This is a genomic window from Pseudomonas sp. B1(2018), from assembly GCF_003097365.1.
Classification (GTDB): domain Bacteria; phylum Pseudomonadota; class Gammaproteobacteria; order Pseudomonadales; family Pseudomonadaceae; genus Aquipseudomonas; species Aquipseudomonas laurylsulfatiphila.
The window spans coordinates 64,174-76,707 of the sequence record NZ_PYUK01000022.1 but is presented as its reverse complement, the minus strand read 5'-3'; the positions used below and the strand labels follow the sequence as shown (position 1 = coordinate 76,707).

11 protein-coding genes are annotated in these 12,534 nt (G+C 61.3%); 6 read left to right on the top strand and 5 right to left on the bottom strand.

Translation table 11 applies throughout. The features are described from left to right. Nucleotides 1-232: 232 nt before the first annotated feature. From C9422_RS27070 to C9422_RS27055, 4 genes are all read right to left on the bottom strand, one after another. Entirely contained in the window at nucleotides 233-1,417 is a 1,185-nt protein-coding gene (locus C9422_RS27070) for a porin (protein WP_116582806.1), read from the bottom strand. 209 nt (nucleotides 1,418-1,626) lie between these two features. Beyond that, nucleotides 1,627-2,433 (bottom strand): sulfite exporter TauE/SafE family protein, encoded by an 807-nt coding sequence (locus C9422_RS27065; RefSeq protein WP_007976598.1) that lies wholly within the window; start codon nucleotides 2,431-2,433, stop codon nucleotides 1,627-1,629. Between the two features lie 9 nt (nucleotides 2,434-2,442). Continuing rightward, nucleotides 2,443-3,687, bottom strand: a complete 1,245-nt coding sequence (locus tag C9422_RS27060) for an FAD/NAD(P)-binding oxidoreductase (protein ID WP_116582805.1) — start codon at nucleotides 3,685-3,687, stop codon at nucleotides 2,443-2,445. 165 nt (nucleotides 3,688-3,852) lie between these two features. After that, the gene (locus C9422_RS27055) at nucleotides 3,853-4,194 is read right to left on the bottom strand and encodes a helix-turn-helix transcriptional regulator (RefSeq protein WP_007976596.1); all 342 of its coding nucleotides are present in this window, start codon (nucleotides 4,192-4,194) and stop codon (nucleotides 3,853-3,855) included. A 104-nt stretch (nucleotides 4,195-4,298) separates the two neighbouring features. Between C9422_RS27055 and C9422_RS27050 the strand changes: the two genes are divergently transcribed. Then, nucleotides 4,299-5,162, top strand: coding sequence for an MBL fold metallo-hydrolase (locus C9422_RS27050; protein WP_116582804.1), 864 nt, complete (start codon nucleotides 4,299-4,301; stop codon nucleotides 5,160-5,162). A gap of 470 nt (nucleotides 5,163-5,632) precedes the next feature. Here the strand turns inward: C9422_RS27050 and bkdR are convergent, their stop codons facing one another. Continuing rightward, complete coding sequence (gene bkdR, locus C9422_RS27035) at nucleotides 5,633-6,121, bottom strand: Bkd operon transcriptional regulator BkdR (protein WP_007976593.1); 489 nt, start codon at nucleotides 6,119-6,121, stop codon at nucleotides 5,633-5,635. 185 nt (nucleotides 6,122-6,306) lie between these two features. Here bkdR and C9422_RS27030 point away from each other — a divergent pair, with 185 nt between their 5' ends. The 5 genes from C9422_RS27030 to C9422_RS27010 all read left to right on the top strand — a co-directional run bounded on the left by C9422_RS27030 (nucleotide 6,307) and on the right by C9422_RS27010 (nucleotide 12,475). After that, the gene (locus C9422_RS27030; RefSeq protein WP_007976592.1) at nucleotides 6,307-7,542 is read left to right on the top strand and encodes a 3-methyl-2-oxobutanoate dehydrogenase (2-methylpropanoyl-transferring) subunit alpha; all 1,236 of its coding nucleotides are present in this window, start codon (nucleotides 6,307-6,309) and stop codon (nucleotides 7,540-7,542) included. Between the two features lies 1 nt (nucleotide 7,543). Continuing rightward, entirely contained in the window at nucleotides 7,544-8,602 is a 1,059-nt protein-coding gene (locus C9422_RS27025; protein ID WP_015095444.1) for an alpha-ketoacid dehydrogenase subunit beta, read from the top strand. Then, entirely contained in the window at nucleotides 8,603-9,874 is a 1,272-nt protein-coding gene (locus tag C9422_RS27020) for a dihydrolipoamide acetyltransferase family protein (protein WP_116582803.1), read from the top strand. It begins immediately after the preceding gene. An 18-nt stretch (nucleotides 9,875-9,892) separates the two neighbouring features. Beyond that, a complete protein-coding gene (lpdA, locus tag C9422_RS27015; protein WP_116582802.1) occupies nucleotides 9,893-11,275 on the top strand; it encodes a dihydrolipoyl dehydrogenase in 1,383 nt (460 codons plus the stop codon). A gap of 180 nt (nucleotides 11,276-11,455) precedes the next feature. Then, nucleotides 11,456-12,475, top strand: a complete 1,020-nt coding sequence (locus C9422_RS27010; RefSeq protein ID WP_102701816.1) for a branched-chain amino acid aminotransferase — start codon at nucleotides 11,456-11,458, stop codon at nucleotides 12,473-12,475. The last annotated feature ends 59 nt before the right edge of the window (nucleotides 12,476-12,534 follow it).

Sequence of the window (12,534 nt, the reverse complement as noted above, 5' to 3'; positions counted from 1 at the left end):
GAAGTCTGTGGGGGGCGACGAATGCTACTTGGGTAGCGGGTAGCCGCTTCGATGGGATGAGACAGATAAAGCTCCCACACTAGTTTTGGTTATCCGCAGGTGTTGCGTACACCCGGTAACCCTGTGGGAGCGAGCTTGCTCGCGATGGGGCCATCACAGCCAACATCCATGTCGCCTGACACTCAGCCATCGCGAGCAAGCTCGCTCCCACAATTATTTGAATTCCAGCCTGCTACCAGGTCAGCACCGCGCCCACGGCAAAGGTGTCGGTGTCTTCGTTCTGCTCATCGGTGTCGTGGCCGTTGATTTCGAACTGGTTGTACTCGGCCACCAGCTTGAGGTTGTCGTTCACGTCATGGAACAACGCGATGCCACGGGTCTCGTAGTCCGCACCGCTGCCGACCACGCCGTTGCCGTCGTCATTGGTCTTGCCGTAGGACAAGGCCAGGCGGTTCTTGCCCAGTTTGTAGGAGCCCTGCATCAGGTAGCCGTCGCTGTCGACGTTGCGCAGGGTCGGCTCGCCGGCATTGTTGGTGAAAAACGGATTGATGCCCTTGGCCTGGAAGCCGGACCCGGTGAGGGACAAGCCGCCCATCTTCGCCTGCACGCCATAACCGACGCCCTTGGAGGTGACGGTCTCGACCGTCGAGTCGGTGTTGTCCGAGGTCTGGTAGCTGCCGTTGACCCAGCTGTAGATCTTTGCCCCGGCCAGGTCGAACTGATAGGTGACTTCGCTCTCGGTACGCGGGTTTTCCTGATAGGCCTTGCCCGTCGGGCTGCTGTCGTTGGTGTCCACCGGGTCCATGATGCCGACCGCCACGCGCAGACCGTCCATCACCGGGGTGCGATAGGTGATCTGCGAGGTCGGGAACGGATACGGGTAACCGGTGCCGATGTTGCCGAACGACACCCCGCCGCCATCCACCAGCCCCAACGTATCGCTGACCTGGCCGTAACCGGCGAGCATTTCGTCGAGCAGGATGTTGGAACGGGCGAACAAGCCGAAGTCCTTGCCGATCAGCACCTCGCCCCACTCCGGGTTGGCCACGGTGCCGAAGAACTGCCGCACATCGATGGCGGTGTCGGTGCCGTTGGTTTGGCTGTCGTTGATGGTGACCCAGAACGAGGCGCGGGCGCCGAGCTTGAGATCGTCTACCTGCTTGCCCATGTTGAACCCCAGGTAGTTGGGCAAAAAGCCCATCTTGACCCGTGACTGCCGACGGTCGTACTGATCGCCGGCGCGGTCGACATCGCTGTTTACGTAGAAGGCGTTGATGTAGCCGTCGGTGGAGAACGTGGTCTGGTCCTTGTCGTACAGCATGATGTCCGCCTCAGCCACCTGGCTCAGGCCCAGGGCAGACAGGCTGGCGATAAAGGCAGGCAGAAAACGATGCGTGACGTTCTTATTGTTGTGCATGGCGCGCTCCGAAACGGGGGACTGAGTGTCGGAGGCGATTATCGAAACCTGACGGGCGGCGCCATACGCTGCCTTGGGGCTGGTTTTGAGGTGCTTTGGATTGGCTGGCGGCGCGTGACCGCTATGGCGTAAGACCGCTCGTCGGCGAGGCTCGCCACTTAGGGCGTAGGCCTGTGGACCCGACTGGCATCCACAGGAACCGCTACCGGCTAGGCGTTGGCCTTGAGCAACATGTAGGCGGCGACCACCACGCAGATGCTGGCGAACCCGACCTGCAACGCCCGCGCCGGCACCCGGGCGCACAGCTTGCGGCCGATGATCATGCCGATGATGCTCGCGCCAATGAAGGTGGCCCCCACGCTGTCGATGCGCACGCCGGCATGGAACGCGCCGATCACGCCGATGGCCGAAATCAGGCTGATCACCATCAGCGAGGTGGCGATGATTCCGCGCATCTGCACATCGGTCAGTTGCTTGAACGCCGGGACGATCAGGAAGCCGCCGCCCACCCCCAGCAACCCCGAGACCACACCCGTGACCGCTCCGAGCGCGGCGAGGGTCGCGGTGCATTTGGCGGTCCAGGAAAAGCGCCCGGTCTGTTGATCGAGCATGCAGTTTTTCTGGCCCCAATTGGCGTGCCCGTGGTCGCTCGGGCCTTCGTCCTTGCGTTCACGGCGCAACATCCGCCAGGCCACCATGACCATCAGCAGGCTGAACAGGATCATCAGGATTTTTTCCGGCAACTGATGGGCGAAGTAGATGCCCACCGGTGAAAACACCGCACCGAGGGCGGCGATCAGCAACGCCGCGCGATACCGCACCAGGCCATGACGCAATCCATCGATGGCGCCGACCGCTGCCGCACTGCCCACCGCAAACAACGCCACCGGAGCGGCCTGGGTCATGCTCCAGCCCAATCCCAATACCAGGGCCGGCACCGCGAGAATCCCGCCGCCCGCTCCAGTCAACCCCAATACCAACCCCATCACCACACCAAACAGACTTGCCAGCAACATAGGGAGTTCTCAGTCGACCCTGGACAGACGCGTCAGCCACTCGCGACCCTTGAGCATACCGTTCCAATAGAACCACGGTAGCAGTGTTGCCTTGAGCCACCACGCCGAGCGGCGCGGCCTCGTCGGGTCAAGGGGAAAGGTCGGCAGCAATTTGCCCGCATAACCGAACTCGGCCAGGATCACCTTGCCCTTCTCCACCGTCAGCGGACAGGAGCCATAGCCGTCGTACTTCAGCGGCAATGGTTGTTGCTTGCGCAAAGCCAGCAGGTTTTCGGCCACGACCACTATCTGCTTGCGCACCGCCGCGGCGGTTTTTGCATTGCTGGTGCCGCAGATATCCCCCAGCGCGAAGACGCCTGGATAACGCGGATGCTGCAGGCTGTGGGGATCGACTTCACACCAGCCGGCGGCGTCGGCCAGCGGACTCCGGGCGACGAAATCCGGGGCCACCTGAGGCGGTACGACATGCAGCAGGTCAAAGGGTTTTGCCTGGCGGGTGACAATGCCCTCGGCGTCCTTGACCTCGAACCACGCAGTCTTCGCCGGGCCGTCGACCTTGACCAGATTCGAATTGAATGCCAGCCGGGCGTTGTACTTCTCGATGTACTTCATCAGCGGCGGGACAAAGGTCGCCACGCCGAACAATGCAGCGCCCGCGAGATTGAACTCGACGTCAATGTTGTTCAGCGCACCGCGCCTGTTCCAGTGATCACAGGACAGGTACAGCGCTTTTTGAGGCGCTCCCGCACATTTGATCGGCATGGCCGGCTGGGTGAACAGCACCTTGCCGCCGCGCAGTTTCTGCACCTGGTCCCAGGTGTAGGTCGCGTGCCGGTAGCTGTAGTTGGAGGTCACGCCGTGCTGGCCGAGGGTCTCCTCCAGGCCTTCGATTTTCTCCCAGGCCAGGCGCAGGCCGGGGCAGACCACCAGGTTCTGATAGCTGACCGTACGTGCGTCGCTGAGGATGAGCCGACAATGGTCGGGGTCGATGCCGGTCACGGCAGCCTGCAGCCAATTGACCCCGCGCGGCATCACCGACGCCATCGGCCGCACGGTGTTTTCCACGTTGTAGGCACCACCGCCGACCAGCGTCCAGGCCGGTTGATAGTAGTGCCGGGAGTCGGGTTCGATCAGGGTGATGTTCAACTGCGGGTTACGCTTGAGCAGGCTGGCGACAAGGCCTATGCCCGCCGTGCCGCCGCCGATCACCACGATATCTGCACTGATGGATGGGCCCCAGTGTTGATCGTTCATTGCTTGTTCCTTTTGCTGCACGCAAGTTTTCTATTAGCCGCGACACAAAACTACTGTGGGAGCGGGCTTGCTCGCGAAAGCGGTATGTCAGTAGACATTAACGTTGGCTGACACACCGCCTTCGCGAGCAAGCCCGCTCCCACAGGTTCGGTGTGTTGAACAAGATCAAGGTTGAACCCAGCTTTTAAGCACCGCCCCGCAATACAGCCCGGAGAGGGTTTTCATCACCTGGATCACCTCGTGACTGGCGAGACCGTAAAAAATGTACTTGCCTTCACGACGGGTCGCGACCAGTCCTTCATCGCGCAGGATCCCCAGTTGCTGGGACAGGGTCGGTTGGCGCACGCCGGTCATTTTTTCCAGCTCGCCGACGTTGCGCTCGCCCTGGGTCAACTGGCACAGGATCAACAGGCGATCCTCATTGGCCAAGGCCTTGAGCAGCGCACAGGCCTTGGAGGCCGAGGCGCGCAGTTGGGCGACTTCACATTCGGTCAGACTGGATTGCATTTGCAGGATGCCTTCAACGTCACTTAAGCTGCAAACATTATGTTTAAACATATATTGTTGCAACCCGTGATCGAAATTTCGTCCTCTTGCTCAGGTTCATGTCCATGCCCGCACTGATTGAAGCGTTCCTCGACCCCGCCTCCTCGACCTACAGCTACGTGGTCTACGAGGCTGATGGCGGGCAGTGTGCGATTGTCGACCCGGTGCTCGACTACGACGGTGCGGCCGGGCGCACCGCTTCCACCCAGGCTGACAAAATCATCGCCTTCGTCCGTGCCCACACACTGCAAGTGCAATGGCTGCTGGAAACCCACGCCCACGCCGATCACCTGTCCGCCGCGCCCTACCTGCGCGAGCAACTGGGCGGCAAAATCGCCATCGGCGAATCGATCAGCAAGGTGCAGGACGTGTTCAAGGCACTGTTCAATCTGGAGCCATCATTTCGCGTCGACGGTTCGCAGTTCGATCACCTGTTCGCCCCCGACGAGTCGTTCATGATCGGCAACCTCAAGGCGACCGCCCTGCACGTGCCCGGCCATACGCCGGCGGACATGGCCTACCTGATCGACGGTGATGTGATTCTGGTGGGCGATACGATGTTCATGCCCGATGTCGGCTCTGCCCGTTGTGATTTCCCCGGTGGCAATGCCAACCAGATGTTTGCCTCGATCCGCAAGCTGCTGGCCTTCCCCGCCAGCGTGCGCCTGTACGTCTGCCACGACTACCCGCCAGAGGGACGCGCCTCCCAATGCATGACCACCGTCGGTGAACAACGCAAAAACAACATTCACGTGCGCGACGGTATCGACGAAAACGCCTTCGTGGAAATGCGCACCCGGCGCGATTCGGGGTTGGGGATGCCGACACTGTTACTGCCGGCGATCCAGGTGAATGTGCGGGCGGGGAACTTGCCGCCGGCCGAGGACAACGGCGTCACCTACCTGAAAATCCCCATCAATCAGCTCTGACCCTGTAGGAGCTGCCGCAGGCTGCGATCTCTTGATTCCGGCGAAAGGTGGATCCCTGAAGATCAAAAGATCGCAGCCTTCGGCAGCTCCTACACAGCACGATCCTTGATTTTCAGTTGCCACCTGAAATCCCCCGTCAATCAGCTCCTACACAGCACCATCCTAGATTTTCAGGTGCCACCTGAAAGCCCCCATCAATCAGCTCTGCCCCTGTAGGAGCTGCCGCAGGCTGCGATCTCTTGATTCTGGCGAAAGGTAGATCCCTGAAGATCAAAAGATCGCAGCCTTCGGCAGCTCCTACACAGCGCCATCCTAGATTTTCAGGTGCCACCTGAAAGCCCCCATCAATCAGCTCTGCCCCTGTAGGAGCTGCCGCAGGCTGCGATCTTTTGATTCTGGCGAAATGTGGCTCTCTCAAGATCAAGAGATCGCAGCCTTCGGCAGCTCCTACACAGCACGATCCTTGATGTTCAGTTGCCCAACGTCAGCCCATTGGCCGGCAGCGGCAGCGCGGTCTTGTACCGCACCTGCTTGAGCGCAAAGCTCGATCGAATGTTCGCCACCCCGGGCACCTTGGTCAGGAAATCCATCATGAAACGCTCCAGCGACTGGATGGTCGGCACCAGCACCCGGATCAGGTAGTCCGGGTCGCCGGCCATCAGGTAGCACTCCATCACCTCGGGGCGGTCGGAAATCGCTTCTTCGAAATGCTGCAACGCCTCTTCCACCTGCTTCTCCAGGCTGACGTGAATGAACACGTTCACGTGCAACCCCAGCAGGTCGGCATCGAGCAGCGTCACTTGCTCGCGGATCACCCCCAGTTCTTCCATGGCCTTGACCCGGTTGAAACACGGCGTCGGCGAGAGGTTCACCGAGCGTGCGAGGTCGGCATTGGTGATGCGCGCATTCTCCTGAAGGCTGTTGAGAATGCCGATGTCGGTACGGTCCAGTTTGCGCATGAGACAAAACCACCTGTTTTTTTTGTTTATGCAGGTTTTTTATCTGCAAATGATCTTTGGTGCAACGAAACAGAGAGAAATATTCTTCTTGGGCGGGCCTATGATTGTTGTAGGACAAGATTTCTTCTACCGAACGAAATCTGTCAGCTCACTACAAGAAATTCACAAGATCGAGCGTAGAAGCCATGACCCAAGCGTATGAACCGCTGCGCCTGCACGTCCCCGAACCCTCGGGCCGTCCCGGCTGTAAAACCGACTTCTCCTACCTGCATCTGACCGATGCCGGCACGGTGCGCAAACCTCCAATCGACGTTGAACCGGCTGACACGGCTGACCTGGCCCGTGGCCTGATTCGCGTGCTCGACGACCAGGGCAATGCCCTTGGGCCGTGGGCCGAAAACGTGCCGGTGGAGATCCTGCGCAAGGGCATGCGCGCCATGCTCAAGACCCGCATCTACGACAACCGCATGGTGGTCGCCCAGCGTCAGAAAAAAATGTCGTTCTACATGCAGAGCCTCGGCGAAGAAGCCATCGGCAGCGCCCAGGCCCTGGCCCTGAACATCGACGACATGTGCTTCCCGACCTACCGCCAGCAAAGCATCCTGATGGCCCGCGACGTACCGCTGGTCGACCTGATCTGCCAGTTGCTGTCCAACGAGCGCGATCCGCTCAAGGGCCGGCAGTTGCCGATCATGTACTCGGTCAAGGAGTCCGGTTTCTTCACCATCTCCGGCAACCTCGCCACCCAGTTCATCCAGGGCGTGGGCTGGGGCATGGCCTCGGCGATCAAGGGCGACACCAAAATCGCCTCGGCCTGGATCGGCGACGGCGCCACCGCCGAGTCGGACTTCCACACCGCCCTGACCTTCGCCCACGTGTACCGCGCGCCGGTGATCCTCAACGTGGTCAACAACCAGTGGGCGATCTCCACCTTCCAGGCAATCGCCGGTGGTGAAGCCACCACCTTCGCCGGTCGCGGCGTCGGTTGCGGCATTGCCTCCCTGCGGGTCGACGGCAACGATTTCTACGCCGTGTATGCCGCCTCCGCCTGGGCCGCCGAACGTGCGCGCCGCGGCCTCGGCCCGACCATGATCGAATGGGTCACCTACCGCGCCGGCCCGCACTCGACCTCCGATGATCCGTCGAAATACCGCCCTGCCGATGACTGGAGCCACTTCCCGCTCGGCGATCCGATTGCGCGCCTCAAGCAGCACCTGATCAAGGTCGGCCAGTGGTCCGAAGAGGAACACGCCGCGGTCAGCGCCGAGCTCGAAGCCCAAGTGATCGCTGCTCAGAAAGAAGCCGAACAGTACGGCACCCTCGCCGGCGGCCAGATTCCAAGCGCTGCGACCATGTTCGAAGACGTCTACAAAGAGATGCCGGAGCACTTGAAGCGCCAGCGTCAAGAGTTGGGGATCTGACATGAACGATCACAACAACAATATCGAGCTGGAAACCGCCATGACCACGACCACCATGACCATGATCCAGGCCCTGCGCTCGGCCATGGATGTGATGCTTGAACGTGACGATAACGTCGTGGTCTTCGGCCAGGACGTGGGCTACTTCGGCGGCGTGTTCCGCTGCACCGAAGGCCTGCAGAACAAGTACGGCACCTCCCGGGTGTTCGACGCGCCGATCTCCGAAAGCGGCATCGTCGGTGTCGCCGTGGGCATGGGCGCCTACGGTCTGCGCCCGGTGGCCGAGATCCAGTTCGCCGACTACGTCTACCCGGCCTCCGACCAGATCATTTCCGAAGCCGCCCGCCTGCGCTATCGCTCGGCAGGCGAGTTCACCGCACCGATGACCCTGCGCATGCCGTGCGGCGGTGGCATCTACGGCGGCCAGACCCACAGCCAGAGCATCGAAGCGATGTTCACCCAGGTCTGCGGTTTGCGCACGGTGATGCCGTCCAACCCGTACGACGCCAAGGGCCTGTTGATCGCCTCCATCGAAAACGATGACCCGGTGATCTTCCTCGAGCCGAAACGCCTGTACAACGGCCCGTTCGACGGTCACCACGACCGCCCGGTAACCCCGTGGTCGAAACACCCTGCCGCGCAAGTGCCGGACGGTTACTACACCGTGCCGCTGGACGTCGCTGCGATCACCCGTCCGGGCAAGGACGTCACCGTGCTGACCTACGGCACCACGGTGTACGTCTCGCAAGTCGCTGCTGAAGAAAGCGGCGTTGACGCCGAAGTCATCGACCTGCGCAGCCTGTGGCCGCTGGACCTGGAAACCATCGTCAAATCGGTGAAAAAGACCGGCCGTTGCGTGGTGGTGCACGAAGCGACCCGTACCTGCGGCTTTGGTGCCGAACTGGTGTCGCTGGTGCAAGAGCATTGCTTCCACCACCTGGAAGCGCCGATCGAACGCGTCACCGGTTGGGACACCCCTTACCCGCACGCGCAAGAGTGGGCGTATTTCCCAGGGCCGTCCCGAGTGGGCGCGGCGTTGAAACGGGTCATGGAGGTCTGAATGGGCACGCACGTCATTAAAATGCCGGACATTGGTGAAGGCATTGCAGAAGTTGAATTGTCGGTCTGGCACGTCAAGGTCGGCGACATGGTCGTCGAAGATCAGGTGCTGGCCGATGTCATGACCGACAAGGCGATGGTCGATATCCCGTCGCCGGTGCATGGCAAGGTGATTGCCCTCGGCGGTCAGCCGGGCGAAGTCATGGCGGTTGGCAGTGTGCTAATCAGCATTGAAGTCGAAGGCGCGGGCAACGTTAAGGAGTCGGCGCAACCGGCTCCTGTGAAAGAAGCGCCAGTGGGAGCACCTAAAGTCGAAGCCGTGGTTGAAAGCAAACCGGTCGCGGCCCCAGCGCCGAAAGTTGCTGTATGCCAGGGCCCGATGGTTGCTCGCGCAGCCGATGAACGTCCGCTGGCGTCCCCGGCCGTGCGCAAGCATGCGCTGGACCTGGGCATTCAGCTGCGCCTGGTACGTGGCAGCGGCCCGGCCGGTCGTGTGCTGCATGAAGACCTGGATGCCTACCTGGCTCAGGGTCAGTCGAATGCATCGACGGTCAGCAGCGCTTACACCCAGCGCACCGATGAACAGCAGATCCCGGTGATCGGCATGCGCCGCAAGATCGCCCAGCGCATGCAGGACGCCACCCAGCGCGCCGCCCACTTCAGCTACGTCGAAGAAATCGACGTCACCGCCGTGGAAGAACTGCGCGCGCACCTCAACGAAAAACACGGTGCGACTCGCGGCAAGCTGACCTTGCTGCCGTTCCTGGTCCGCGCCATGGTCGTCGCCCTGCGTGACTTCCCGCAGATCAACGCCCGCTACGACGACGAAGCCCAGGTCATCACCCGCCTCGGCGCAGTGCATGTCGGCATTGCCACACAAGCCGATATTGGCCTGATGGTGCCGGTGGTACGTCACGCCGAAGCCCGCAGCCTGTGGGACAGCGCAGCGGAAATCTCGCGTTTGGCCACCGCCGCGCGCAATGGCAAGGCCAGCCGCGATGAGCTGTCCGGCTCGAGCATCACTTTGACCAGCCTCGGCGCCTTGGGCGGCATCGTCAGCACGCCGGTGCTGAACCTGCCGGAAGTGGCGATTGTCGGCGTGAACAAGATCGTCGAACGGCCGATGGTGATCAAAGGCCAGATCGTGGTCCGCAAGATGATGAACCTCTCCAGCTCCTTTGATCACCGCGTGGTCGACGGCATGGACGCGGCGCTCTTCATCCAGGCCATTCGTGGCCTGCTCGAACAACCCGCCACGCTCTTTGTCGATTAAGCATTTGTGGAGAAAGTCATGCAGACACTGAACACCACGCTGCTGATTATCGGCGGCGGTCCCGGCGGTTATGTGACGGCGATCCGCGCCGGCCAGCTGGGCATCCCGACTATCCTGGTGGAAGGCCAATCTCTGGGCGGCACCTGCCTGAACATCGGCTGCATTCCGTCCAAGGCACTGATTCACGTCGCCGAGCAGTTTCATCAGACGCAGCAGCACCATCAGCTTTCGGCCCTGGGCATCAGCGTTTCGGCGCCGACCCTGGACATCACCAAGAGCGTCGAATGGAAAGACGGCATCGTCGATCGCCTGACCACCGGCGTTGCCGCGCTGCTGAAAAAGAACAAGGTCCAGGTCATTCAAGGCTGGGCCAATGTGGTTGACGGTAAAACCGTCGAGGTCGGCGACACACGCATCCAGTGCGAGCACCTGGTGCTGGCCACCGGTTCGAAAAGCGTGAACTTGCCGATGTTGCCGATTGGCGGGCCGATCATCTCGTCCACCGAAGCCCTGGCGCCGACATCCGTGCCCAAGCGTTTGATTGTGGTCGGCGGTGGCTACATCGGTCTGGAACTGGGCATTGCCTATCGCAAGCTCGGCACCGAGGTCAGCGTGGTGGAAGCGCAGGAGCGCATCCTGCCGGCCTACGACGCCGAACTGACCCAGCCTGTGCACGATGAACTGAGAAAACTCGGCGTGAAGCTTTACTTGAAACATAGCGTGCAAGGCTTTGATTCAGAACAACATACCTTGCAAGTACTGGCCCCGAACGGCGCAACCCTGAACCTGGAAACCGACCAGGTGCTGGTGGCCGTCGGTCGCAAGCCGAACACCCAGGGCTGGAACCTCGAAGCGCTGAACCTGGACATGAACGGTTCGTCGATCAAGATCGACAACCGTTGCCAGACCAGCATGCGCAACGTCTATGCCATCGGCGACCTGAGCGGCGAACCGATGCTCGCGCACCGGGCCATGGCCCAGGGCGAGATGGTCGCCGAGCTGATCAGCGGTAAGTCCCGCGAGTTCAACCCGACCGCCATCGCCGCCGTGTGCTTCACCGACCCGGAACTGGTGGTGGTCGGCAAGACCCCGGACGAGGCCAGGATTGCAGGCCTGGACTGCATCGTGTCGAGCTTCCCGTTCGCCGCCAATGGCCGGGCGATGACCCTGGAGTCGAAAAGCGGCTTCGTGCGTGTGGTCGCCCGTCGGGACAATCATGTGATTGTCGGCTGGCAGGCGGTGGGGGTTGGCGTGTCCGAATTGTCCACGGCGTTCGCGCAAAGCCTGGAGATGGGCGCGCGGCTGGAAGACATCGGCGGCACCATCCATGCGCATCCGACGCTCGGCGAGGCGGTGCAGGAAGCGGCGTTGCGTGCGCTGGGACATGCGTTGCACCTGTAAAAAATCAAAAGATCGCAGCCTTCGGCAGCTCCTACGCGCCTGTGGGCGCCGCCGCAGGCTGCGATCTTTTAGCGTTTTTGCACTGCGAATCAGCCCAAGAATGAAGTATTGTTGTGCCCATCCGGAAAAACGTCAGAAGCCTTGAACCGTTTCGGCGGTTGTTAAGTGATAGAGGGTGTCATGGGTAACGAAAGCATCAATTGGGACAAGCTGGGTTTTGACTACATCAAGACCGACAAGCGCTATCTGTCGTACTTTCGCAATGGCGAATGGGACAAGGGCACCCTGACCGAAGATAACGTGCTGCACATCAGCGAAGGCTCCACAGCCCTTCACTATGGCCAGCAATGCTTCGAAGGCATGAAGGCCTATCGTTGCAAGGACGGTTCGATCAACCTGTTCCGCCCGGACCAGAACGCCCTGCGCATGCAGCGCAGCTGCGCCCGTCTGCTGATGCCGCAAGTGGACACCGAGCAATTCATCGAAGCCTGCAAGGCCGTGGTCCGCGCCAACGAGCGTTTCATTCCGCCGTACGGCACCGGCGGCGCGCTGTACCTGCGCCCGTTCGTGATCGGCGTGGGTGACAACATCGGCGTGCGTACCGCTCCCGAGTTCATCTTCTCGATCTTCTGCATCCCGGTCGGCGCCTACTTCAAGGGTGGCCTGACCCCGCACAACTTCCAGATCTCCAGCTACGACCGCGCTGCGCCACAAGGCACCGGTGCGGCCAAGGTCGGTGGCAACTACGCTGCCAGCCTGATGCCGGGCTCCAAGGCCAAGAAAGCCCACTTTGCCGACGCCATCTACCTGGATCCGATGACCCACACCAAGATCGAGGAAGTCGGTTCGGCCAACTTCTTCGGGATCACCCACGACAACAAGTTCGTGACCCCGAACTCGCCATCGGTACTGCCGGGCATCACCCGTCTGTCGCTGATCGAGCTGGCCAGGACCCGTCTGGGCCTGGAAGTGGTTGAAGGCGACGTGTTCATCGACAAGCTCTCCGACTTCAAGGAAGCCGGTGCTTGCGGTACTGCGGCGGTGATCACACCGATTGGCGGCATCGACTACAACGACCACCTGCACGTGTTCCACAGCGAAACCGAAGTCGGCCCGGTCACCCAGAAGCTCTACAAAGAGCTGACCGGCGTGCAAACCGGCGACATCGAAGCGCCAGCGGGCTGGATCGTCAAGGTTTGACCTGACACCAGACGCACAAAAGCCCCCCATCGGGTGACCGACGGGGGGCTTTTTTATGG